20 protein-coding genes are annotated in these 23840 nt (G+C 61.7%); 13 read left to right on the top strand and 7 right to left on the bottom strand.

The features are described from left to right. Positions 1-58 precede the first annotated feature (58 nt). Together ABUA37_RS12275 and ABUA37_RS12270 are read left to right on the top strand one after the other, a co-directional pair. Positions 59-2080: a cell wall-binding repeat-containing protein gene (locus tag ABUA37_RS12275; RefSeq protein ID WP_349899493.1), complete on the top strand. Its 2022-nt coding sequence runs from the start codon at positions 59-61 to the stop codon at positions 2078-2080. A 51-nt stretch (positions 2081-2131) separates the two neighbouring features. After that, positions 2132-3058: a glycosyltransferase domain-containing protein gene (locus ABUA37_RS12270; RefSeq protein ID WP_349899492.1), complete on the top strand. Its 927-nt coding sequence runs from the start codon at positions 2132-2134 to the stop codon at positions 3056-3058. 48 nt (positions 3059-3106) lie between these two features. On the opposite strand, the gene ABUA37_RS12265 is transcribed toward ABUA37_RS12270, so the two are convergent. Next, positions 3107-3850: a glycosyltransferase family 2 protein gene (locus ABUA37_RS12265; protein WP_349899491.1), complete on the bottom strand. Its 744-nt coding sequence runs from the start codon at positions 3848-3850 to the stop codon at positions 3107-3109. Positions 3851-4078: 228 nt separating this feature from the next. Further along, positions 4079-4963 carry a glycosyltransferase family 2 protein gene (locus ABUA37_RS12260; RefSeq protein ID WP_349899490.1) on the bottom strand — a complete coding sequence of 295 codons (885 nt, stop codon included), beginning with the start codon at positions 4961-4963 and terminating at the stop codon, positions 4079-4081. Positions 4964-5061: 98 nt separating this feature from the next. Here ABUA37_RS12260 and ABUA37_RS12255 point away from each other — a divergent pair, with 98 nt between their 5' ends. The 5 genes from ABUA37_RS12255 to rfbA are packed head-to-tail and all read left to right on the top strand — an operon-like array spanning position 5062 to position 9152. Continuing rightward, positions 5062-5898, top strand: coding sequence for an ABC transporter permease (locus ABUA37_RS12255; protein ID WP_349899489.1), 837 nt, complete (start codon positions 5062-5064; stop codon positions 5896-5898). Further along, entirely contained in the window at positions 5895-6638 is a 744-nt protein-coding gene (locus ABUA37_RS12250) for an ABC transporter ATP-binding protein (RefSeq protein ID WP_349899488.1), read from the top strand. The genes ABUA37_RS12255 and ABUA37_RS12250 overlap by 4 nt, the downstream gene beginning before the upstream one ends. A gap of 8 nt (positions 6639-6646) precedes the next feature. After that, on the top strand, positions 6647-7657 hold the full coding sequence (locus tag ABUA37_RS12245; protein WP_349899487.1) for a glycosyltransferase family 2 protein: 1011 nt from the start codon (positions 6647-6649) through the stop codon (positions 7655-7657). Between the two features lie 10 nt (positions 7658-7667). After that, positions 7668-8279, top strand: a complete 612-nt coding sequence (locus ABUA37_RS12240; RefSeq protein ID WP_349899486.1) for a dTDP-4-dehydrorhamnose 3,5-epimerase family protein — start codon at positions 7668-7670, stop codon at positions 8277-8279. A gap of 3 nt (positions 8280-8282) precedes the next feature. Beyond that, entirely contained in the window at positions 8283-9152 is an 870-nt protein-coding gene (gene rfbA, locus ABUA37_RS12235; RefSeq protein ID WP_349899485.1) for a glucose-1-phosphate thymidylyltransferase RfbA, read from the top strand. Positions 9153-9174: 22 nt separating this feature from the next. On the opposite strand, the gene ABUA37_RS12230 is transcribed toward rfbA, so the two are convergent. Continuing rightward, positions 9175-10548, bottom strand: a complete 1374-nt coding sequence (locus ABUA37_RS12230) for a hypothetical protein (protein ID WP_349899484.1) — start codon at positions 10546-10548, stop codon at positions 9175-9177. 159 nt (positions 10549-10707) lie between these two features. Between ABUA37_RS12230 and ABUA37_RS12225 the strand changes: the two genes are divergently transcribed. The 5 genes from ABUA37_RS12225 (at position 10708) to ABUA37_RS12205 (ending at position 18411) form a co-directional block, all read left to right on the top strand. Then, complete coding sequence (locus ABUA37_RS12225; protein WP_349899483.1) at positions 10708-12072, top strand: glycosyltransferase family 4 protein; 1365 nt, start codon at positions 10708-10710, stop codon at positions 12070-12072. Positions 12073-12116: 44 nt separating this feature from the next. Beyond that, positions 12117-14603 carry a glycosyltransferase gene (locus ABUA37_RS12220; protein ID WP_349899482.1) on the top strand — a complete coding sequence of 829 codons (2487 nt, stop codon included), beginning with the start codon at positions 12117-12119 and terminating at the stop codon, positions 14601-14603. A gap of 145 nt (positions 14604-14748) precedes the next feature. Further along, a complete protein-coding gene (locus tag ABUA37_RS12215) occupies positions 14749-16011 on the top strand; it encodes an acyltransferase family protein (protein ID WP_349899481.1) in 1263 nt (420 codons plus the stop codon). A 64-nt stretch (positions 16012-16075) separates the two neighbouring features. Next, positions 16076-17143 (top strand): NAD-dependent epimerase/dehydratase family protein, encoded by a 1068-nt coding sequence (locus tag ABUA37_RS12210; protein ID WP_349899480.1) that lies wholly within the window; start codon positions 16076-16078, stop codon positions 17141-17143. Positions 17144-17145: 2 nt separating this feature from the next. After that, positions 17146-18411: a lipopolysaccharide biosynthesis protein gene (locus ABUA37_RS12205; RefSeq protein ID WP_349899479.1), complete on the top strand. Its 1266-nt coding sequence runs from the start codon at positions 17146-17148 to the stop codon at positions 18409-18411. On the opposite strand, the gene ABUA37_RS12200 is transcribed toward ABUA37_RS12205, so the two are convergent. Genes ABUA37_RS12200 through ABUA37_RS12185 form a run of 4 tightly spaced genes read right to left on the bottom strand, consistent with a single transcriptional unit; the run spans position 18387 to position 22500 of the window. After that, positions 18387-18755: a DUF2304 domain-containing protein gene (locus tag ABUA37_RS12200; RefSeq protein ID WP_349899478.1), complete on the bottom strand. Its 369-nt coding sequence runs from the start codon at positions 18753-18755 to the stop codon at positions 18387-18389. The two genes, ABUA37_RS12205 and ABUA37_RS12200, sit on opposite strands and share 25 nt — an antisense overlap. Next, positions 18752-19492, bottom strand: coding sequence for a glycosyltransferase family 2 protein (locus tag ABUA37_RS12195; RefSeq protein WP_407075382.1), 741 nt, complete (start codon positions 19490-19492; stop codon positions 18752-18754). Before ABUA37_RS12195 ends, ABUA37_RS12200 begins: the two co-directional genes overlap by 4 nt. Positions 19493-19510: 18 nt before the next feature. Next, positions 19511-20416: a glycosyltransferase family 2 protein gene (locus ABUA37_RS12190; protein ID WP_349899477.1), complete on the bottom strand. Its 906-nt coding sequence runs from the start codon at positions 20414-20416 to the stop codon at positions 19511-19513. 38 nt (positions 20417-20454) lie between these two features. After that, positions 20455-22500 (bottom strand): DUF7657 domain-containing protein, encoded by a 2046-nt coding sequence (locus ABUA37_RS12185; RefSeq protein ID WP_349899476.1) that lies wholly within the window; start codon positions 22498-22500, stop codon positions 20455-20457. 175 nt (positions 22501-22675) lie between these two features. Between ABUA37_RS12185 and ABUA37_RS12180 the strand changes: the two genes are divergently transcribed. Next, entirely contained in the window at positions 22676-23782 is a 1107-nt protein-coding gene (locus tag ABUA37_RS12180) for a glycosyltransferase family 4 protein (RefSeq protein ID WP_349899475.1), read from the top strand. The last annotated feature ends 58 nt before the right edge of the window (positions 23783-23840 follow it).

The following is a 23840-nucleotide window of genomic DNA, read 5'->3' as shown; positions in this document are numbered from 1 at the left end:
CTCGAGGGGCAGGGCTGTGCGCAGCCAGAGTTGGTTGAGACGCGCGAGTGCCGTACTCATGGCTGGAGCGATGGTCACGCTCGCCTTGATCGCGGTTCAACCTGCTCAGTCGGCCGCGGCACTCGACGGCTCGCAGTTCAACGCCGGCAACATCATCGACGACGCCAAGTTCTACGACGCCAACGCAATGAGCCAGGCTCAGATCCAATCATTCCTTGAGGCGCAGGAACGGGGAACGTGTACCAATGGCTATTGCCTGAAGAACTACCACGAGACAACGCCCAGTCGCTCACTCGTCACGTCCCGCGATACCGGCAACACGCGATGCGGAGCGTACACAGGCGGGACCAACGACAGCGCGGCAGCGATCATCTTCAAGGTGCAGAGGGCCTGTGGGATCAGCGCCAAGGTGATCCTCGTGACCCTTCAGAAGGAGCAGGGTCTGGTCACAAAGTTAGGCCCGTCAGATCCTGCGATGAAGCGTGCCATGGGGTATGCCTGTCCCGACACCGCGCCGTGCGCGACAAACTCCTTGGGATTCGGTAACCAAGTCTACATGGGCGCGCTGCAGCTGAATACCTACAAGGCCGCCAAGTTCGGAAAGCAGCCCGGCCTGCAGACGATCCTCACGGCGCCTCCCTGGAGAGATTCGAGTGGGGTTTGGCACTCGTGTCCTTCTAAGACTTTCGTTGTCGCCAACTACGCGACCGCCGCGCTGTACAACTACACGCCATACACGCCGGATGACGCCACGCTCGCCAATCTCAGTGGCCTGGCGCCGCCGTGTGGTGCCTATGGCAATCGCAACTTCTGGGTGTACTACTCGAACTGGTTCGGTAGCCCCAATGGTGACCCGACGGGTGCACTTCAGTCGGTCACGGCCAGCAATAACCGGGTGACCGTCTCTGGGTGGGCCGTGGACCCGGATGTGCCGACCTGGGCGGTCGACGTACGTGTTCGAGGAGCCGGATGGAGCTACGTCCTCAGAGGACCGCAGACCAGCGGCAACAGTCCGGACTCTGAAGCGGGGATCGCCGGTTCTGGCACGAATCACGGATTTGCCTCGACCCTGTTCGCGTCGGTCGGGACCCAGAGCGTGTGCGTTGACGCCCTCAACCACGGTCTCGGCTCGGATGTGACTCTGGGGTGCTCCACAGTGACGGTACCGTCGGGGATCGCGACCTCAACCAGACTCAGCGACGCGGATCGCTACGGCACCGCCGTCAAGATCTCGCAGCAGTTCGCCGCCGGCGTCCCTGTCGCCTATGTTGCCTCTGGTGAAGATTTCCCGGATGCGCTGAGCGTCGTTCCTGCCGCCGGAAAGCAGGGCGTGCCGTTGCTCCTCGTGACGCAGAACAGCGTCCCCACGACGGTCAAATCCGAGCTCGCAAGGCTCAGGCCCGCGAAGATCGTCGTCATTGGCGGAACGGCGAGAATTTCACCGGCCGTGGCCGCTGACCTGGCAACGATTGCGCCCACCACTCGCATCGATGGAGTGGACCGATACCAGACCTCGTTGAACGTTGGCGATCTGCTCGGTAGCGCGAGATCGGGTCGCGCGTACATTGCCACCGGCTCGAACTTCCCTGACGCGTTGTCGGCGGCGGCGGCGGCCGCGAGTCAGAACGCGCCCCTGCTGCTTGCTGATGGCTCGGCGGGCACTGTTCCGCCCGCGCTCGCAGCAGCTCTGGCGCGCTGGGGGGTCACCCAGGTCGCACTTATTGGTGGTCCAGAGGTCATGTCTGCGCAATTTGAGGCGGCGCTCAAGTCACTGCCAGGTGGGATTGCCGTGACCCGTATTTCCGGAACAGACCGTTACGGCACGTCGAGTGCAATCAACACCACCGTCTTCCCGGCCGCAACGAGCGGTTACGTGGCGACGGGCAACGCCTACGCTGACGGCCTCACCGGTGGTGCCCTCGCCGGTCGTGACGGGAGACCGCTCTACCTCGCACCGTCAAGCTGTGTTCCGCTGGCCACGTTGACACAGCTCGTGTCGGCTCACGCGACTTCGCTCACCCTGCTGGGCGGAACCGAGGCGCTGGGTTCAGGAGTCGTGTCGTTGACGCCGTGCACCTAGCCAAGGTCCTCGCATCGCTTTCACCCCGGTTCATTCAGTAGATTGTCAGGGATGAACCGAGAGGACGATGACGTGACCTCTGCCCCAAAGCGAGTCGTGTATTCCGCACTGACTGGTCGATATGAGAAGCTCAACGAACAGCCGATGGCACGCGACACGGGTGTTGATTTCATCTGCTTCACGGACGATCCGGAGCTCACGAGTGAGACCTGGACGATCCGCCAGATCGATCTGCGTTTTCCCATGGACACCGTTCGGAGTGCTCGCTACCTCAAGGTGCGGGGGACAGAATTATTGTCCGAGTACGACGAGTCACTGTGGATTGACAACAGTGTGATCCTGCAGGCGACCCCGGATGCGCTGCTGGACAGTTGGCTGTCTTCTGCGGATATCGCCATCCCACGCCACAGTTACCGCGGAACTGTCATGGGAGAGTTTGACGCGGTAGTGGCCGACGGTTATGACGATCCCAGCCGCGTATATGAGCAACTCATCCAGTACGCGGCGTTGCGGCCCAGCGCGCTTGAAGAGCATCCGTACTGGACGGCATTGGTGGCCCGCAGACATACGACGCAGGTCACGCACGTCATGCAATTGTGGTACGACCACATCCTGCGCTACTCGCGGCGCGATCAACTCTCGATCAACTTCGTGGTCGGTGCCCTCGATGTCGTGGTGAACCAGCTTGATATCGACAACATGCAGTCGCAGTGGCATCAGTGGCCGGTGCGGGCTGAAAAGAAGTGGGACGTCGCACAGGATCGCTTGGCGAGAGCTCTGAGAACCCCTCACGCTGAATTGGGCAGGTTGGAAAACCTCGTCACGAGGCTTCAGGCCGAAGTGGAGGCTCTCACCGCTGGATTAGAACCGGTACTCGAGCAGCAGAGAGAGCTCGTACGACGCGATTTCCAGTCGAGTTGGTCCTGGAGGCTAACCGGACCATTGCGTGCGCTGACCGGATTGTTCAGAAGAAACTAGGTTCGGGGCAGAGGCCGCAGCAATTCGAGGTGTCGGTTTACCGAGCTCCTAGCCGTGACGGCTCGTTTGACCGTTTCCTGGGGCCCGCGGGATATGGGCCGGGCGCTGCAGCCAGCGATAAAACTCTTCCTTGTACGGGAAGAGCGCGTGGCCCTGATCTAGCTCGCTCATCGTGAATTCGAACGGTGAAGAGACCATAGTGAGTCGGCCGCCGTTGCGCTGCACGTAGTGGCTCATCCAGATGTCCTCCATGAAGAGGAATCGAGTTGGAATCGCGGTGAAGAACCTCTCGTCCGTGACCAGCGCCGAATCGCAAATCGATCCGCCGGTTCCGACGTGGTCTGCCGGCGCTCCCGTTGTCTCCAACTGGCTTCGGTTCCAGTAGGCACCGGAATTGGTCCACGCCCAGACGCCTGCAAAGGAGCCGGGGTGTGCCACGGCGAGGAGATCTTCGACGAAGCTCGGAGTGAAGTTCTGGTCGTCATCCATCATGATGAAATGACCGGTGTACCCGCGCGCAACGAGTTCTCGTGCTGCGACGAATCTTCCCATTCCACCGATGTTGGTCGGCGAGTTGACGAACTCGACGCTGTCTAGCGCAGCGAGCGGTGTGAACCCCGCGATAACGCTTCGGTAGTACTCCAGATTGCGAGCATCGTTGTTCCACAGGACGAGACGGAGCCTGCGGGTGGTGTGCTGTGAATCGACGATGCGCAGCACCTCGGCAAGGCGCTCCGGTCGATTCCAGAGGCACACCACGATGGCGAGCGCGTCGGTGCTCGGTGTGCCCACGAGTTCGTCAAAATGTATCCGCTGTTTCAGCATCCGCCGGTAGCGCCCGGTCAGCGCCCATTCTCCCGGTAGTTTGGCACTGCGGCGCGCAGCGCTGGCAAGCCGTGACGAGGCGGTGGCCGCACTTGCGCGTGCACGCCGGGCTGTGACGAGGGACCGCCTGGCAATGGGTTCAAGCCGAGGCCGACGGATCAGGCCGATCAAGCTGGAGCGCAGAGTCATCGCTGCCTACTCTCGTGACATTCTGTGCCGGACGAGAGCGGACCGCACCGATAGTCCCACGGTGAGGGCGGAGCGAACCGGCCACAGCCAGGCAGCGGAGTACTTCTTCTTCAAGAACCGTTTGGCACTCTCATGGTGCGCGGAGATCATGTGACTGGATTCGGTGCTCGTGGAGTGAGCGCCAGCGTGGGTCACGACCGCGGACGGTTGATAGACGTTGCGATATCCGAGCTGGCCCAGCCGAAATCCGAGGTCGACGTCTTCGAAATACATGAAGTAATCGGAGTCGAACCCGCCGATCTCATCGAATGCAGATCTGCGCACAAGAACGCAGGCACCGGAGAGCCAACCGACATCGCGACGGTGCGGGGGCGTCTCGGACTCATTGCGGTAGGCGCGACTCCAGGGATTGCTGATCCAAAGATTCGCAAAGAGCGCGTGCCCCACGCCGTTTCGGAGTGAGGGCACTGAGCGGGCAGAGGGGTAAACGTCTCCTGTGGCGGTGAGAATGACGGGTCCCACCGAGCCGATTCGGTCATCCTCTTCGCCGGTGGCGACCATAAGATCAATGGCCTCGGGCGCCAGAATGACATCGGGATTACTAATCAACACCCAGCGGATCTCGCGAGGGAGCGACGCCGCTGCGGCGTTCATTCCGGCGCCATACCCGCGGTTATCGCTGAGCGGCAGGTATGCGGCACCGGCCTCGTCGGCGATTCTCGCCACGGCAGTGCCCGAGGCGGCCTTGTTGTCGGCTACCACGATTAAGCATCGTTCAGTGCTGGCAGCGGAAATCGACGCAAGAAAGCCTGAAAGGACGGCCTCCGATCCATAGCTCACCGTGATGACCGCGACGGTCGGCGAATCGCTCGGAGGTCTCAGGGTGGCCATAGCTGTTCAATCCTAGTTAGGGACCCCCAGCGACTAGGGATACTGTCTCCTAGGCTAGATTGTTTCGAGTCCGACCCGTTCGATTCCAGTGAGGTTGAATGAACTACCTGAAAGAAGTGTGGGCTTCGCGTGAGCTCCTCTTCAACCTCACCATGCGTGAGGTGCGGGGTAAGTACAAGAGGACGGTATTCGGTCAGCTGTGGTCGTTGGCGAACCCGCTCGCGCTCATGCTTATTTACACTTTCGTGTTCGGCATCATCTTCCGCAGTAAGCCAGACCCTGGGGATCCGAGCGGGCTCGACGTCTACGCGCTGTGGCTGTTGTGTGCCCTGTTGCCCTGGACCTTTTTTGCGAATGTCGTCAGTCTCGGACTCGGCTCCTTGGTCAGCAATGCGAATCTGATCCAAAAGGTCTATTTCAGCCGAATCGTGCTCCCGCTGTCTGCCGTGGGATCGACCGCGTACAACTGGTTGTTCGAGATGGCTGTGCTTCTCGTCGCACTTTCCATCGTCGGGGGTTTCGTCCTGCCGTGGATCCCGCTGCTCCTGGTCATCATGGTCCTGCTCGCGATGTTTGCGGCTGGCATTGCATTCATGCTCGCGGTGGCCAACGTCTACTTTAGGGACACGCAGTACTTCCTCACCATTGCGCTTCAGATGTGGATGTACCTCACGCCGATCATCTACCCTGTCTCTCTGGTCAAGACCGAGTCGGACAAGCACGGTGGTCTATTCGGAACGCCATTCACGATCCTCGATATCTTCCACCTGAATCCGATGGAGCACTTTGTCAACGTGTTTCGCCAGCTCATCTACGACAACCGTTGGCCGGATGGCCAGGAATGGCTGATCTGCGTGTGTTGGGCGGTTGCGTCTCTCGTCATTGGCCTCATCGTGTTCCGTCGCAATGAGAGAAATCTGGCGGAGTTGCTATGAGCGCAGTCGCCGTGACGATCGATGACGTCAGCAAGAGCTTTCGGATGTACAAAGAACGCAACCAGACGATCAAGGCTGCAATCATGCGTGGTCGCACCTCGGTTCATGAAGACTTCTGGGCTTTGAAGGACGTCAGCTTCGATGTCCCCGCCGGGTCCACGTTCGGTCTTATCGGCAGCAATGGCTCCGGCAAGTCCACTCTCCTGAAGTGCCTGGCCAATATCTACTATCCGAACAAGGGCTCGATCACCCACTTCGGCAAGATAGCGGCGATGCTGGAGGTCGGGTCAGGATTCCACACGGAGCTCTCCGGGCGCGAGAACATCTTCCTCAACGGGTCGATTCTCGGCATGTCCAAGAAAGAGATCACGAGCAAGTTCGACACGATCGTGGACTTCTCCGGCGTTGAGAAGTTCATCGATCAGCCCGTCAAGAATTACTCCTCGGGGATGTACGTACGGTTGGGGTTCGCCATCGCGATCAACGTGAATCCCGACATTCTCGTCGTCGACGAGGTGCTCGCTGTCGGAGACGCCGAATTCCAGGAGAAGTGTTTCCAAAAGTTCCGTGACCTGAAGGCCGAAGGCAAGACCGTCATTCTCGTCAGCCACTCGATGGATACCGTGCGCTCGATGTGCGACCATGCCGCATGGTTGAGCAAGGGTGAGTTGAAAGCGGTTGGCGAGGCGGGCCCTACCATTCAGGCCTATCTGGACTCCCTGTCGAGCGACGCGGAATAGCGAGCACCGTGACTACGGCCCATCCCGTTTCGGTCGCTCTGTGCACGCACAATGGCGAGCGTTTCATCGGTGAGCAGTTGGCCAGCATCCTCGACCAGTCACAGCCGCCAACAGAGATTGTCCTGTCGGATGATGCCTCCAGCGACGAGACCGTGCCGCGAGCGCGGGCCGTCATCGCGAGGTTCCGCGCCGAGCGGCCGGACAGCGCGGTTCAGCTCCGGATAATCGAGAACCCGGTCGCACTGGGAGTGGCACGGAACTTTGAGCAGGCGCTACTCGCCTGTACGAACGAGCTGATCGCACTGAGCGACCAGGACGACATCTGGCTGCCCTCACGGGTCGAGCGTGCCGTCGCAGTATTCGATCTGCGCCCCGACCTGCTGCTGCTGCACAGCGACGCCTTTCTGGTTGATGAGTCGGGCCGGCGACTCGATGCCACGCTCTTTCGCGCCCTCGAGGTAAGCACTTCGACGCAGGATGCCATTCATGTTGGCGCCGCGTTCGAGCAGTTGATGAAGCGCAATCTGGTGACCGGGGCAACCACCATGATCCGCCGCAGGCTTCTGGACTCGGCGACTCCGTTCCCCGCGGAATGGGTGCACGATGAGTGGCTTGCGATCGTTGCTGCGGCGGTCGGCGAAATCGACGTGCTCCCTGAGCCTCTCGTCTCCTACCGCCAGCACGCATCCAATCACATCGGTGCGCGCCGGCTTTCCGTGCTGGGTAAATTCGGAAGGCTGATGGAACCGGGCACAGGGCGCAATCGACGGCTGCTGGATCGTGCGACTGTTCTCGCCGACCGCCTTCCCTTGCTGGGCAATGGGGTGTCAGAGGCGCGGCGAGCCGCGGCGCGGCGCAAGGTCGTGCACGAGCGGATGAGGAGGGGCCTTCCCGCAAATCGAATGCTTCGGATCATGCCCGTACTGAGGGAACTGGGGACGGGTCGGTACTCAGAGTTTGGCCGCGGAGCACTGGATGCCGCCCGTGACCTGCTCCAGCCTCTGGAGGTCGACAGGTAGGATCGTCCACGTGCAGATCCGTGAACTTTCTATCCCGGACTCCTACGAAATCACCCCCATCCTTCGTGGTGACGATCGCGGAGTCTTTCTTGAGTGGTACCGTTTCGATCTTCTCGAGCAAGCCATAGGTCATCCGCTCGATCTCCGCCAGGCGAACACCTCCGTCTCGAAGCGCGGCGTGGTTCGCGGCATACACTTCGCGGATATTCCGAGAGGGCAGGCCAAGTACGTCACGGCCACGCACGGTGCGGTGCTGGATTATGTGGTCGACATCCGGGTCGGCTCGCCTACCTTCGGGCAGTGGGATTCGGTTCGCCTCGACGACGTTGACCGCAAGGCCATCTACCTCGCGGAAGGGCTCGGCCACGCCTTCGTGGCACTCACCGATGACGCGACCGTGAGCTACCTTGTCTCAGACACCTATAACGCGCCGCACGAGCATGGGATCGATCCCCTCGACGCCGAAGTCGGATTGACATTTCCGGCGGAGGCAGGCGACCCATTGCTCTCACCCAAAGACACCGAGGCTCCGACCCTGGCTGAGGCCGCGGCACGCGGACTTCTGCCGAATTGGGACGAGGCTCGTCGGTTCTACGATTCTCTGAATCAGGCGGGACGGTAGACGATGCGCGGAATAATTCTGGCCGGTGGCTCTGGCTCAAGGCTCTGGCCCATTACTCGTGGCATTTCTAAGCAACTGATGCCTATCTACGACAAGCCGATGATCTATTACCCGCTGTCGACGCTGATGATGGCGGGTGTCAGGGATGTTCTGGTTATCACGACGCCCGAGTACAACGCGCAGTTCAAGGCACTCCTGGGCGATGGTAGTGAGTTGGGCATTCGAATCGAATATGCGGTGCAGCCTTCTCCAGACGGTCTCGCGCAGGCATTCATCATCGGCGAAGAGTTCATCGGTGACGACAGCGTCGCGTTGGTTCTGGGTGACAACATCTTTCACGGAGCCGGCCTCGGAAGCTCCCTTCGCGCGCACGGCGCAATTGATGGCGGGTTGATCTTCGCGTATCACGTCTCCAACCCGACCGCGTATGGCGTCGTCGAATTCGATGACCAGATGACCGCAATCTCCATCGAGGAGAAGCCGGTAAGACCAAAGAGCAATTACGCAGTGCCGGGCTTGTACTTCTACGACAATGACGTCATCGAGATCGCCAAAACAATTGAGCCGAGTGCCCGCGGAGAGCTTGAGATCTCCACGGTGAACGATCGCTACCTCCAGGCGGGCAAGCTTCGTGTGCAGGTTCTGGACCGAGGCGTGGCCTGGCTCGACACCGGAACGTTCGAGTCGATGATGCAGGCGTCCGAATATGTGCGCGTGATCGAGGATCGGCAGGGCTTCAAGGTCGGATGCATCGAGGAAATCGCCTGGCGCGCAGGCTGGATCGATGACGCGCAACTTGAAAAGCTTGCGGAACCCCTGGCTAAGAGCGGATACGGCGTTTACCTCAGCGGTTTGCTGAACCTTACCGACTAATCTCCGCTCGGCTGTGTGCAGGTCAGTGCAGGTAGAACGCGCGGCCGATCACGGCGACAGTGAGCACTATGCCGTAGCCCAGCACGAGGTAGCGCGACAGTTTGTTATGTGCTGTGAACGCTATTGCGGCGAAGAATGCGGGCATGAGCGATTCTGAATATCGCGGCACGACGGGGAATGCCGCGCCCAACACGATGCCCATGACAACGAGGAGTAGCGGACCGAAGAGGGTCGCTGACACGACCGTAGCGATGCTCAAAGCTCGCTTTTCTCCGGAACCTTTGGCCTGGAGGAAGAAGCCGAAAATGCCCACGATAATGAGCAGCGCGAGAGGCAGCTCCAACAGCCCATCCACGGTGCGGGTCCCGGGTAGCTGGAAGAACGTAGTGACGGTGGCCGCGACGCCACGGATCGAGATCGGCACATCGACACCCTGATTGGGCCCGTCGCCAACGGCGATGGCCGCGCGTATGACGAGCCACACCCCCTGCGTCAGGAGTGACGCGAGAACGAACGTCCCCGTCAGAACCCCGATCTTGAGCGGCGAGGGCCGGTCAGGCGGCCAGTTCCGTCGCTGCCGCCACTTCAAGAGTGCGAAGGTCAGCAGAAATACTGCGACCAGTCCCACCGCGAAGATATTGGTTATCTTGAGCAGTACGGCGAGGACTGCCACAGGCACAAGCCACCAGCCGGATGTCTTGCCTCGAATGAAGCGCAAGGCCAACAACAGCAATACAGCCCCGGAAACAAAAGCGGATGCGTCGGTGCTGATGTAGGTAAAGGCATATTTCGAAGCGGCCGACCCCACCAATACCAGGCCGAGCCCGACCGTGAGAAGTTTGTTGATCTTCAGCTCGCGTGCCAAGGCGCTGAATGCGATCAGCCCCCCGGCGAGCCAAAAGAATCCGCTGAGCCTGGCTGCGGTGAGAAAGTCGAGCCCAGTCACGAACTTGATCGCCGTTCCAAGGCCCCACGTCACGTCAAAGTAGAGCGGTGTGTACGCATCAGCCGTGGTCTTCCCCTCCTGGGGGTAGTGGGCTGGAGCTTGATAGTGGCCGTTGGGGCCAGTGCAGACTTGCCCCCTCGCGCCGTACGCGTCCCCGACGCAGGCCATCGCTTCGAGGGCGGTGCTGCCCACATACTCGCCCTGTCGAACGATCCCCTGGGTGGGGATCTTCGTGACGTAGTCGTAGTAGACCCATTCGTCGTAGGGGGAGAACTGGTGGTGATGTTGCACGGTGACCGTGCCGCACATCGCCAAGGCTGCAGCGACCAGCACCAACGGAACCCAGGAGCGCCTCAACCAGGCGACGAACGTTTCTCGTCGCGAACGTTCGGGCGCCTGAGCGGGGCCATCGGGTGTCACTGTCATGGCGGTCGTCGACGGTTCTGCCATAGTGGTACCCCTTCCTCTGCCGGTGTCTGCTGCTCCCAGCCTGTCCGAGCGGGGCGGTGTTAAGATTACCCACGTTCCGCGTGGACGACTTCTGCGCTTGCGTAGCCGCGACCGACTAACAGCATGAACACACAACACTGACAAGGAAAATCGCCTGCGATGTCGTCGACCCCCAACATTCTCGTCGTAACAGCTGACACCCTGGGCGCGCGGATGGCCGGACCGGCCATCAGGGCATTCGAGATGGCCAAGGCGATCTCCAAGGTCACAACCGTTCGCCTCGTGTCGACAACGTTCTCGTCGCTGACGCACCCCGACTTCGAAGTCCTGCACACGACGCCTCCCGAGTTGCACGCGCAGGAGCGATGGGCAGACGTCATCATCTTCCAGGGGCACCTGTTGGCCAGCCACCCGTGGATGAAGAAGTCTTCGAAGATCATCGTTGCCGACATTTACGACCCGATGCACCTGGAGCAGTTGGAACAGGGCAGTGATCTTCCGACTGAGGAGCGATTCCTCGCTTCCGCATCGGTTGTCGGCCTGCTCAATGAACAGATCGAACGCGCGGACTACATGCTGTGCGCGTCGGAGAAGCAGCGTGATTTCTGGCTCGGCCAGCTTGCCGCCGTGGGACGCATCAATCCGGCAACTCACGATCAGGACGCGAGCCTGCGAGCGCTTCTTGACGTTGTTCCGTTTGGGGTCGCGGATAGTGCACCGGTTCAGCGGGCGCACGGGATCAAGGGCACCGTGCCGGGAATCGGGCCGGACGACAAGGTCATCATCTGGGGTGGCGGAATCTATAACTGGTTCGATCCGCTCACCCTCATCAGGGCCGTCCACAAACTATCCATCAAGCGCCCGGACCTCAGGCTCTTCTTTCTCGGAGTCAAGCACCCGAATCCGTCCGTGCCGACCATGAGGATGGGCTTTGAGGCGCACGCGCTCGCCCGCGAACTCGGCATCCTCGATTCGGTGGTCTTCTTCAACGAAGGATGGGTTCCTTACGAGCAACGCGCCGACTACCTTCTCGACGCTGATGTCGGGGTGAGCACCCACCTTGAGCACCTCGAGACCGCATTCAGCTTCCGTACCCGAATCCTCGACTATCTCTGGGCCGGGTTGCCCATTGTGAGCACGACGGGCGACACCTTCGCGGACATTGTGGACAAACAGCAACTCGGCCGCACGGTGCCACCACGGGATGTCGATGCCCTCGTGCAGGCGATTGACGAGGTCCTCTACGACGAAGCCGAGAATGCGCGAGTCTCCGCGCGCGTCACCGAGTTCGCCGCAACGATGACCTGGGCGATCGCGCTGCAGCCCCTCATTGAGTTCTGCATGAACCCGCACCAGGCGCAGGACCGCGCCTTGGGAATCGAGCCGGCGAGCAGTTATCAGGTGCGAAGGCTGACCACACGCGTGGCGGGTCTGGAGGCCAGTTTGTCCTGGCGGATAACCGCGCCGCTGAGGGCCACCGCCGACGGCGTCAGAAAGCTCCTCGGTCTGCGTCGCAAGCTCTAGCCGATAAACTCTTGACCACAATCCGTGCCAGAGAGAGGTTCGACATGGCCGAATCCAGGCCGGGCGTTGTGTCCGTCGTTCTCGTCAATTTTCGAGGCGCGGAGCTGACGATCGAAGCGGTGAACGAGCTTCGGAAAGTCGACTGGCCTGAAGATCGGCTCGAAGTCATCGTGGTGGAGAACGCCTCGGGGGATGACAGTGCGGCAAAAATCAGGGCCGCAGCCCCGTGGGTCACACTCGTTGAATCGACGGAGAATCGTGGCTTTGCCGGCGGGTGCAACCTGGGCGTCGAGCACAGCACGGGAGAGTTCGTTGCCTTCCTGAACAGCGATGCCAAGCCCGACTCCCAGTGGATTCGCGCTGCCGTCGAAACCTTCGGTGAGTCGGACCAGATCGGGGCCGTCGCGAGCAAGGTCCTCGACTGGGAGGGAAACCTGGTCGACTACGTCGACGCGGCGATGACCTGGTTCGGGATGGGATACAAGCCCTTCGTGGGCCAGAGGGAAGCCTCGTACCCACATCGCGCAACCGACGTGCTGTTCGGTACCGGATCGGCAATGTTCGTGCGCCGGAGCGTCTATCAACTCCTTGAGGGCTTCGACGAGAGATTCTTCATGTTCTTCGAGGATGTGGATCTCGGCTGGCGGCTCAACCTTCTCGGCTATCGCTATCGCTACCAGCCCGAATCCATTGCCTTCCACAAGCATCACGGGTCGGTGAACAAGTTCGGTTCGTTCCGAGAGGACTATCACCTCGAGCGCAACGCCCTCTTCACCCTGTACAAGAATCTGGGGCAGGAACGGCTCGACGAGGCACTTCCGGCCGCCATCGCCCTGTCGATCCGGCGCGGGGTGTCCAAGGCGAGTGCCGACTCGACGGAGTTCGATTTTCGGAATCCCAGCGGCAGCGCGGAGCCGGAACAGTTGGTCTCCCGGCAACTGCTCGCTAGCGCCTACGGGGTCGATCAGTTCGTGCAGCAGCTCGCTTCGATGACCGCGTCACGTGACCGCATCCAAGCAACCAGGGTGATCTCCGACCGCGCAATCTGGTCACTGTTCCGTCGCGTCGATGCGCCATCTAATGATGATCAGGGTTACCTCGACGGTTACGAGAACATCGTGCAGGCCTTTGCGGTGCTTGAGCGCCCCGAGAACACGAAAGTGCTCATTATCACCGGGGATCCTATCGGGGCGAAAATGGCAGGTCCGGCCATCCGTGCCTGGCACATGGCGCAGGCGCTCTCCGCCGGCAACGACGTAAAACTCGTGACCATGTCATCGCTCGAGATTGTCGAGGCACCATTCGGTCTCGAACATGTCAGGGCCGGGGATAACCGCGCCTTCGCTCCGTTAGAGGCGTGGGCCGACGTGATCATTTTCCAGGGGCATGCGTTCGCGGTGTTTGACGCGCTGCAGCATTCAGAGAAGATCATCGTTGCGGACATCTACGACCCCATGCACCTCGAGCAACTTGAGCAGGGTCGCGAACTGCCCGTGGCCACCTGGGACAAGCAGGTTGCCGACGCCACGGAAGTGCTGAACAATCAGCTGTCCCGCGCCGACTTTCTTGTCTGCGCGTCTGAACGGCAGAGGTTGTTTTATCTGGGTCAGCTTGCGGCGCTCGGGCGGATCAACCCCGCCAACTATGAGAACGATACCGACCTCAGCGGGCTGATCGACATCGTGCCATTCGGCCTCGACAGCACGCCGCCGGCGCATCGCAAGGCTGTGCTGAAGGGCGTGCTTCCTGGAATTGCGGCGGATGACAAGGTCTTGCTGTGGTCAGGGGGACTTTACAGCTGGTTCGACCCCAAGGGACTGATTCGCGCCGTTGCAATGCTCTCGGAGCGGCATCCGAACGTGCGCCTGTTCTTTCAAGGCACGAAGCATCCCCACCCTGGGGTTCCGGAGATGGCGATCGTGAGCGAGTCGCGTGCACTGGCCGCGGAACTCGGAGCGCTCGACACCACGGTCTTTTTCAATGCGTCCTGGGTCGACTACGCCGACCGTGAGAACTTCTTGACCGAGGCGGATGCCGGGGTCAGCACGCACTTCACCCACGTCGAGACCACCTTCTCCTTCCGCACCCGCATCCTTGACTACCTTTGGGCGGAATTGCCCATGGTTGTCACCGAGGGTGACAGCTTTGCCGAGCTGGTAGAGGCCGAGGGCCTCGGCGTGGTCGTACCGTCCGGCGATGTGGAGGCGCTCGCGAAGGCGCTTGAGCGAATCCTCTTCGACGACGAGTTCATTGCGGCGAGCCGGGCCAACATTCATCGGGTGCGCGAGGTTTTCTTATGGGAGCGGACGCTTGCTCCTCTGGTCGAGTTCGTGCGTCACCCGCACCGCGCCGCTGACCTCGTAGAACGCCGCCTGGCCACGCAGGACATCAACGCGACCGTCCTTGCGCGCAAGAAACGGCGTAAGCCTTACGGATTCCGTCATAATCTGCGCCTCGTGCGGCACTACCTGAGCAACGGCGGTCCGCGGGTTGTGTTGGGGAAAGTACGCAATCGCCTTCGGCGTCGTTGATGCCCAACGCTGAGGACCGGCGTGATGACCGGCGCCGAGAGGGCCGACGAGCGACTGAGTTTGCGGGGATGTGTGCTGCGACGGCTTTGAGGGCCAGTCCCTTAGAGTTCCTATTACCACGATCAGAGAGTGCGACCCCTGCGTCATGACCAGCTCAACCGCAACCCGGGCAGAAAACCAACCGCCGCCGCGTGACACAGCGGCACTTTCCGCGCAGCCGCGGCTTAGCCTCAAGGATGGCCTGGCCGGCCATCAGAACTCCTTTGGGGTCATTCGTCTTGTTCTCGCTGCGGCGGTCATCTTTTCCCATGCGTTCCCGTTGGGCGGATGGGGCGAAGATCCGTTCGTCACTCTGGTCAGGCATCAGCAAAACCTGGGCGGCATGGCCGTTCTTGGATTCTTCGCCATCAGTGGTTACCTCATCACCAAGAGTGGAACCGGCGCAGATGCGCTCCAGTTCATCTGGAGACGGTTCCTGCGCATCTTCCCGGCTTTCTGGCTCGTGCTGCTGGTCGCCGCGCTCATCGTGGGACCCGCGGCCTGGCTTATTATGGGCCGCAACCTCGGCGACTACTTCGGTCCGGGGGTCGGCGGCCCCCTGCATTACTTTGTCGCCAACTGGAAGCTCACCGTAGGCACCTACAGCATCTACGACATCTTCCAGACAACGACTCCCTATGGCCTCTCCGGTGCCGGCTCCGTGTTCAACGGGTCGCTATGGACACTCGCCTATGAGTGGGGTAGCTATCTCATCATCTGGGTGTTCGTCATCTTCGGGGTGCTGAAGCGTGCGCGCATCCTGGTGCCGGTCGTCACGGCGTTCTATTTCTTGCTCCAGGTCGCCTCGAAGATCGTCCCCGGTGCTCCCGGGCAGATATTCCCGTACTTCGCAGACCCGTATCGGGTGAGCCTGCCACTGATCTTCCTATTCGGCGCGTGCCTGGCGCTGTACTCGCACAAGGTGCCGCTCGATGCACGGTTGGCTGCGCTCTCGGCCGTCGTCGTTCTGGTGACGCTGCGCTATGGCGGACTGGACATCCTCGGGTATCCGGCAATCGCGTACTTCGTGATGTGGCTTGCCGCAGCGCTGCCTCGTTCGTTCCAGTGGATAGGCGCCAAAAACGACTACTCCTATGGCATCTATGTGTATGGGTTCCTCGTGGAGCAGTTCACCGCTTTCCTCGGGTGGAACCGCTGGGGGTATGTTCCCTGGGTTCTGGTCTGTCTCGCCATCACCGTGGGCTGCGCGTGGCTGAGCTGGCACGGCCTGGAGAAATGGGCGCTTGCGCTCAAGGACTTCGGCCCGGGCAAGGGACTTCGCTTCTGGTATGACCGGTCGCGGGCTCTCATTGCGCGTGGTCGCGGCCGTGACCGCGGGCAGGAGCGTGCTGCCTCTACTTCCGAGTAGGGGCACGTGTGCCGTTGTATAAAGTCGGATGCGCCGTGAAAGGCGCTTGAGGAGAAGGACGTTCGTGTCAGGATCAGCTATCGGAACCGTTTTGGTGACCGGCGGAGCAGGCTTCATCGGCTGCGCTCTCTCGAGTGAGCTCGCCTCTCGCGCTGAACGATGGGTGGTACTCGACAACCTTCACCCGCAGGTTCATCCTTCCCGGGGCCGGCCAGCCGACCTCCACGAGGCCGCGGAACTCGTCGTGGGCGATGTGACGGATGCTGCGGTCTGGGACGCTCTGCTCAGCGACGTTCGCCCGGACCTGGTCGTGCATCTCGCGGCGGAGACGGGAACGGCGCAGTCGCTCCATGAGGCCACTCGGCACGCTCAGGTCAACGTGGTCGGTACCACCGAGATGCTCGATGCGTTCGGTAGGGTGGGCCACATTCCTCCGCGCTTTGTTCTGAGCAGCAGTCGCGCAGTCTACGGCGAGGGCGAATGGCAGCATGCGGACGGTTCAACGTTCCTCCCCGGCCAGCGCTCACACAGCCAGTTCGAGCGCGCGCAATGGGACTTCGAAGGTGCCGTTCCCCTGCCGAGTGAAGCGGCCCGCACCTGGCCGGCGCCCACGAGCGTCTACGGAGCTACCAAGCTCGCGCAGGAGAACATCCTCTCGTCCTGGACCAGCTCGCATGATGCTCAGCTGACGATCCTGCGCTTCCAGAACGTGTACGGCCCCGGCCAGTCACTGATCAACTCCTACACGGGCATCGTGTCCCTGTTTTCGCAGTGGGCGCGCGAGGGCAAGTCGATCCCGGTTTACGAAGATGGCCGCATCACGCGTGACTTCGTCTACATCACCGATATCGCCAAGGCGCTCGCCGCGGTGATCGTTGACGCCCCCAAGGGCGACGTGACCCGTTTCGACGTCGGCTCCGGCGTCGGCACGACGATCATGGAGCTCGCCGGTCAGATCGCGAAGTATCACGACGCGCCGGCCCCCCACATCACCGGTGCGTACCGTGATGGCGATGTGCGGCATGCGGAGTGTGACATCACGCGCACGGTGGCAACGCTTGATTGGGAGCCGTCGTGGGATGTCGAGCACGGCATTGCCGCGCTCCAGGAGTGGATCGCATCGCAGGACTAGCGGTGTCGAGAGCGCGCAGGTGGAGCTCTAACGGAGCTCTGCTGATTCTTGCTGCCACGGTCGTTGCTGGCATTGCCGGATACCTCGTCACGCTGGTCGTCTACCGCTTCATCGGACCCGCGGCCTATGCCGTGTTTGCGATCTTCTGGGCCACGCTGTATCTCGTTATCGGCGCGAGCTCCGGCGTGCAGCAAGAGATCACGCGGGCGACCAGTCCGATCGGTTCCCTGCGCACTACGCATTCGGCCAGTGCTCGGAATTTTGCCCTCGTGGCCGCGGCGGTCATCGTTGCGGCAATAGTCTGCAGCGCGCCGCTCTGGGTCGATTCGGTGTTTCCCGCCGAGGGATGGGCACTCGTCTGGCCGCTCGCCGTCGGGGCCGGGGGATACGTACTGGTGGCGGTGCTGGCCGGCTCGCTCTATGGCGTGAGGCGGTGGTCGTCGCTCTTCTTGATGATCGTGGTCGACGGCCTGATGCGATTCGGGTTCGTGATGATCGTCCTGATCTTCACGCAGAACGTCGTCGCGCTCGCCTGGGTCGTGGCCGTGCCCTTCCCGCTGACGCTCGTGGTGCTCTGGCCGTTCATCCGTGCGGGAATCGTGGGCAGGTCCGAGCTGGATACGAGCTATCGCACGCTCAGTTGGAACTCCGCGAGAACCGTACTCGCCTCCATGGCGACCGCCGTGTTGGTCAGCGGTTTTCCCATGCTCCTCGGCGTCACCTCTCGGGGCGAGTCCGCTGTGCTGATGGGCCAGCTGATCTTTACCATCACCCTGACGAGGGCCCCCCTCATTGTCACCGCGATGTCGCTGCAGAGCTACTTCGTCGTGCACTTTCGTCACCATCGCAGCGGGTGGTGGAGGTTCTTCCTCGGGATCCTTGGGCTTATCGTGGCCGGTGGCGCAGTGCTCGGTGCCCTTGGATGGTGGCTCGGGCCCGCGGTGTTCGAGTGGGTGTCCGGCAAGCCCTTTGCGCTCGGCGGCGGGCTCATTGCGGTGCTGGTTGCGTCATCCGCTCTCGTCGGTGCCCTGTTTGTCACTGGGCCCGCTGTTCTCGCGCGGGGACAGCACCGCGTCTATTCTCTGGGTTGGGTCGCTGCGGCGTTGCTCACGATCGGGCTGATGATCACGCCGATCGATTTTCTCCCGCGAGTGACCCTCGCGCTGCTGATCGGCCCGGTCGCGGGCCTGCTGGTTCATCTCTCGTGGCTGGTCGCCTCACGCGCGGAGCCCGTCGACGAAACTCAGGATTCGTCGATCGAGCTGTGAGGCTCCTGCTCAGTGAGCTTGAGTTCGAGCAGCGCGAGACGCTCGGCCAGCGCTCTCGTCTTGCTCTCCAGCTGAGTCAGCTCTGAGCTGTGCTGGAGACAGACCAGGAACAGGATGGCGATGCTCACGAAGAAGACCAGGTTGATCGGCACCTCGATGCCGATGAGGTTCGCCGCCCAGGTCAGGGTCGCCGGGAAGATTCCGGCAATCAGCGTGAAGATCCCGGCGACCAGCCACCAGATCGCGTGGCGCTCGCGCAGACTTCTACGCCGCAGCAACTCGATCACGATGGCGAGCACCACAAGCGCGGAGACTATCCCGAAGACGTAGCTGGTGATCGTCATGAGGCACCCCCAACCCGGTATGCCGTTGCTGGCCGGATGAACGCGAAGGTGAGCGCCAGCACCGCGCGACCAAGATAGGCGGCCGACTTGAAAGGGTTGTGCGACGGTACGCCCGCCGCGCGCAACCGCATGGCCACGGGAACCTGCTTAATAACCAATCCGCACCGGGATGCGATGACCAGGGTTTCGATGGTGTCTCCGAGATACTCGGCGGGATAGTGCTCCGCGAAGACGGCGACGGCTCGTGGACCCGAGGCGCGAAACCCCGATGTGGTGTCGGTGAGATCCGTCCCGGAGCTGCGACTCAGGATCTTGCTCAGCACAACCATTGCCCAGCGGCGCGGCCCGCGAACTGCGTACTCGCCTTCGCCGGCGAAACGGGCTCCCAGTACGAGGTCTGCTTCACCGAGCGCCTCAAGAAGCTCGGGAACTCCTGCCGGGTCGTGCTGGCCATCGGCGTCGATCTGGATGACATTGTCATAGCCGTTCTCGAGCGCGTAGCGGAAGCCCAATCGCATCGCGCCGCCCACGCCGAGATTGTACGCAAGCCTTGCAACGTGTGCGCCGGCATCGCGGGCGACCCGGCTCGTCGCATCCTTCGATCCATCGTCTACAACGAGCACGTCAACACCGGAGAGCTTCGCGAAAACTTCACGCACGACGTCGCCGACCGATGCTTCTTCGTTGAAGGCCGGCATCACAATGAGCGTCTGGTTACGCATGTTGGGCACAATCATGATCTTATCGAGTGACCCTTATGGCTTGGATTCACTGTAGGGGCGTCTGAGTACGTGTTCCAGAAGCGTTCGCTGCCCTGCTCGAGTGCCGTGGGCGATTGCGCTCGGCAACTCCGTGAGCGCGTTGAGACGCGAGGAGATATGGCGCCGCGCCGCCCGCGCCGCGCGGTGCCATCCCAGAGCATCGCACGCCTCTGCTGCTGCATAGAAAAGGGTGCGTTCCTGCATGAACTTTGACCCGTCCGGAGCTGTCAGGGCCGACACGCTGCCGGAGTGGCGCCGATAGTTGAACACTATGTCGTCGTCGAGCACGAGGCTGCCACCGGCCTTGGTGATCTCCATGAGCATGGCCAGGTCCTGCACAACGTCGAGGTCGGTGCGGAAGGTGAATCGTGAGAGCTGGGAGGTGCGCCAGACAAGGGAAGGGAAGTATGTCCAGTTCCCGCGCAGCAGGCTGAGCGCAAGTGGCTCGCCACTGAACTTTCTGGCGCCCGTGCCTGAGAAACGGTAGAGGCGCTTGACCACGTCAGCGAGCGGGCGCGAGGGTGCCCCATTCTCGTCGATCGTCGACACCCCGGGCTGAATAATGTCGGCGTCGGGAAACTGCCGGATGAGTTCATGCACTCGCGAGACATATCCGGGGAGCATGACGTCGTCGCAACCCATGATCACGACGAATTCGGACTGTGTGAGACTCACGCACTTGTTGTAATTGCGGCTTGGGCGAAGATTCTGCTCGTTGCGGATGTACGTCACACGGGGATCATCGATGGCCTTGGCCCACTCGCCAGGCGCTGTGTCCGGGTAGACGTCGTCGACGATCGTCAGGCGCCAATCCGGGTCACTCTGCGCAAGAACGCTCGTCACCGCTTCTTTAAAGTGGTCAAAACGTCCGTAGAAGGGCATCATGATGTCGAGCGTCACGATCGACCAGCCTACCCGTCGTTACCCGACCGCCACGGTCAGGGAGTGCGTTGCACCACCCGGTAGATCGTGAGGGAGGTGGCCGGAAGGTCGAAACTCTTTGTCTTCCTCAGGCACGGCGAGCTCAGGTCGAGGTGATCGGAGAGCACGTAGTCGACATTCTTCTGTGCGAACGACGAGCAGGCATCGAAGGTCACGAGGATCTGATCCGGTGCGGGATTTGTCATGGTCGGTTCACCGGTGCCCTGCCCCCAATTGACCCCGGCAAGGCGATTCCATACGAGATTGGATGAACCCGTGGGGTCGATCTCGCGCCACATCTTCTGTGACGGCGCGCCCTGGGTGCCGTTGAGGGCATGTGTCCCCGTTTCGAGCAGTAGTGCCGTCACCTCGGGGCCGCCCATGCCGACCCACGTTCCCGGGTCAGCCTTCTGCACCTGCATGATCTTCTTGGCCACCGGCGTCGTGCGCAGGTCGAAAACGCCGAGGTAGACCGGGTTCACGGCGATGGTCGCCGTCACCGTCACCAGGGCAAACGCGACGGCACCGAGCGCGAAGCGGCGTCGGGAGAAGAAGAATATCGCTGCTGCTGAGACCGCCGCGTATGCCCACCACAGGGGGGAATCGTGCCAGAGCTTCTCCGGGCCCGCCGCGACGACGATGGCCGCGGCGATAGCAGTTTGCGAAAGGAGAAATAGCACTGCCGTGATGACCGTGACCGCCATGCCCGCTTTGACTTTGTGCGAGTCGAGCGATCGGATGATGTATCCGAGAATGGCGAATGATGCGAGTCCGAATCCGATGCGGGTTCGCCCCTCGGTCGTGCGATCGAGGAAGAGAATGTGGGCGAGCCAGTCCCATCCTGGTACGTAGAAGAACGCAATGAACAGCACGACCGCCGCGCATAAACCGATAAGCGCCCAGGGCAGGGGTTTGCGCTGCCTTGCGGCGCGCCACACGATCCAACCGGCTATCGGCAACATGAACACGCCGATGAAGAAGAACGTCGAGGCTTCGGAGGAATTAGTGCCGAGAAAACCGCCTCCTCGACTGAGCGACTCTGAAAATGAAGAGCCAATCGCGCGCACCAGCGAGAGGAGGTTGCTGGCGCCCGTGGGAGTGAGCCGCTCGCCGGGGTAGGCGGTTGAGAGAAATTTGTCCACGGTCGCACGTTCGGACTGGAGCCAGACGAAGGTGACGAGAGCGCCCGCTACTCCGCCCGAGAGCAGCGGCGTGACCCGCTTGAGGAGCTCGAGCCACGTTGAGCCGCTTTGCTTGTGCTCGACGAAATATCCGATGAAGAAGAAGGCGACGACCAGCACGACCGGAATGATGAACGGCGCATAGACGCCCATCGCCATCACGGCGGTCAGAAAGGCAACAACCGTCGCCCACCCCCAGCGGGAGCGCGATGAGTCGCTTTTGATGGCCCAGATCAATGCCGTCATGGTCGTCAGTGCCCAGGCGACGGACCAGAACATCGCGGACTGAAACCACCACTGAAAGAACGGGCTGTAAAAGAACCCGACGGCCAGCGCCGCAGAGAGGATCGGTCGGCGCGGGAGCAAAGTGACGAGGAAGCAGAATGCGGCCGCCATCAAGGCGAGGGCGGGCATCCACCACTTCCAGGCGGTGGCATGCCCGACATCCATGATCAGGTAACCCCAGAGCTGAGGTTGGAAGGCCACAGACCAGTCGAGCCTGGGAAGGTTTTGCGGTAGGGCGGCATCCATCCCTCCCGGCATCACAGAGTTGCGTTCCGGCAGGCCCAGCTGCACTTGCGAGATCGACCAGGCGGTGGTGACGTACCACTCATCGGAACGGATGAGCTGCGGATGACCAGCAATAAGCTGCGGATCGTGGCTCGTGTACATGAGGTCGTGCATCGCGCCCGATGACGTGCCACTGAGGCCGATTCCCACAAGGATCGCGCCGAAGATCAGCAATAGCGCGGGAAAGCTCAGCAGCACACGATAGCGGGGAAGACCATTGGCTCGCGGCTCGGTCGCGGCCAGATAACGGGAGCGCAGTGTGTTCCACCTGTCAGCCGGTATGCGCGGCCGTGTGGTCTGGCTTTCGTGCATGAGGCTCCAGGACGACGGGTTGCCAGAGCCTATGTTCGGCGCTCTACAGGGTTGGCATTCGTCATTGTACGGGAGCTTCGAACGGCTGGACTGCTAACCTTCGGTGGGTATCTGGTGGGTCGCGCGCGCTCGAATGCAGTCGAGTCCAGCTCGCGCAGGGAATGGGTCTTAACGAATGGACGGCACCGCGCGAAACGACGACCTGAGGGTCGCCTTGTCGATGTTGACGCTCGTTCCGGGTGGCATGGGCGGCAGCGAGACCTACGCTCGGGCGCTCACCCGCCACCTGGTGGGCATCCCCGGTTTCACCGCAACGGCTTTCGTGCCGGCACTCGCTGCGGGATTCAGTGAGGGGGCAGCAGAAACGGTAATCGAGTCCGTGCAGGGTGGCTTGTCAACTCGCGCGAGGCTACAGGCCGTTGCCGCCGCCATAACCCACGGCCCTTCGATTCGAGCGGCCATGTCGTCCGCGGATGTTGTGCATTATCCGTTCACGGTCGAGGCTCCGAAAGCGGCCAGGAACCAGGCTGTGGTGCAGAGCGTTCACGATGTGCAACACCTGGATCTGCCGCACCTGTTCAGCAGAGCCGAGCTGCTGTATCGACGCTATTTCTATGAAGCCGGTGCCCGGCGCGCAGACATCGTCGTGACCATAAGCGAGTTCGCGAAACAGAGAATCGTAGAACTGTTGGGCATTCCAGAGGAGAAGGTGCGAGTCGCCTACCTCGGCGTCGACAGCGCGAGCTTCATTCCTCAGCACGGGCCGCGCGAGAACTTCGTGTTGTATCCGGCGCGAGGATGGGCTCACAAGAACCATTCGCGCCTGATCGAAGCGGTGCGCATCGCCCGCATCTCAAACCCGGAGCTTCGGTTGGTGCTCACCGGCGGTGGGCTTGACGCTCTCGGGTCTGTACCCGAGTGGGTGGATCGCAAAGGCCTCGTGAGCACGGAAGAGCTGCGCGCCCTGTACAGGTCTGCCGCGGCCCTCGTCTTCCCGAGTCTCTATGAGGGGTTTGGACTTCCCCCGCTGGAGGCGATGGCCTCGGGGTGCCCCGTCGCAGTGTCCAACGTCGGGTCCATTCCCGAAATCTGCGGCGACGCTGCCGTGTTCTTCGACCCCCTCGATCCGGAATCGATCGTGCAGGGGATGACCAGTGCAATTGCGCGCACCGAAGAGCTCTCCTTGGCCGGGGTCGTGCATGCGGCAAAGTTCACCTGGGAGGCGTGCAGGGACTCGCATTTATCGGCCTATCGTGATGCCAGAGACCGTAAGAGGAACTAGCGCCGAACTGCACTGGTGAGTCACGGTTCGCAACACCAGAGTTGAATCCTCACGTTTT

The sequence above is a fragment of the Parafrigoribacterium soli genome (genome assembly GCF_040227235.1).
Taxonomy (GTDB): domain Bacteria; phylum Actinomycetota; class Actinomycetes; order Actinomycetales; family Microbacteriaceae; genus Parafrigoribacterium_A; species Parafrigoribacterium_A soli.
This window is presented reverse-complemented; position numbering and strand designations above follow the sequence as displayed.

Coding starts and splice junctions, on each gene's coding strand:
- ABUA37_RS12225 (WP_349899483.1), top strand. CDS start 10,708: ATGTCGTCGACCCCCAACATTCTCGTCGTAACAGCTGACACCCTGGGC.
- ABUA37_RS12195 (WP_407075382.1), bottom strand. CDS start 19,492: ATGATTGTGCCCAACATGCGTAACCAGACGCTCATTGTGATGCCGGCC.
- rfbA (WP_349899485.1), top strand. CDS start 8,283: ATGCGCGGAATAATTCTGGCCGGTGGCTCTGGCTCAAGGCTCTGGCCC.
- ABUA37_RS12215 (WP_349899481.1), top strand. CDS start 14,749: ATGACCAGCTCAACCGCAACCCGGGCAGAAAACCAACCGCCGCCGCGT.
- ABUA37_RS12220 (WP_349899482.1), top strand. CDS start 12,117: ATGGCCGAATCCAGGCCGGGCGTTGTGTCCGTCGTTCTCGTCAATTTT.
- ABUA37_RS12230 (WP_349899484.1), bottom strand. CDS start 10,548: ATGGCAGAACCGTCGACGACCGCCATGACAGTGACACCCGATGGCCCC.
- ABUA37_RS12260 (WP_349899490.1), bottom strand. CDS start 4,963: ATGGCCACCCTGAGACCTCCGAGCGATTCGCCGACCGTCGCGGTCATC.
- ABUA37_RS12275 (WP_349899493.1), top strand. CDS start 59: ATGGCTGGAGCGATGGTCACGCTCGCCTTGATCGCGGTTCAACCTGCT.
- ABUA37_RS12200 (WP_349899478.1), bottom strand. CDS start 18,755: ATGACGATCACCAGCTACGTCTTCGGGATAGTCTCCGCGCTTGTGGTG.
- ABUA37_RS12250 (WP_349899488.1), top strand. CDS start 5,895: ATGAGCGCAGTCGCCGTGACGATCGATGACGTCAGCAAGAGCTTTCGG.
- ABUA37_RS12185 (WP_349899476.1), bottom strand. CDS start 22,500: ATGCACGAAAGCCAGACCACACGGCCGCGCATACCGGCTGACAGGTGG.
- ABUA37_RS12255 (WP_349899489.1), top strand. CDS start 5,062: ATGAACTACCTGAAAGAAGTGTGGGCTTCGCGTGAGCTCCTCTTCAAC.
- ABUA37_RS12180 (WP_349899475.1), top strand. CDS start 22,676: ATGGACGGCACCGCGCGAAACGACGACCTGAGGGTCGCCTTGTCGATG.
- ABUA37_RS12270 (WP_349899492.1), top strand. CDS start 2,132: ATGAACCGAGAGGACGATGACGTGACCTCTGCCCCAAAGCGAGTCGTG.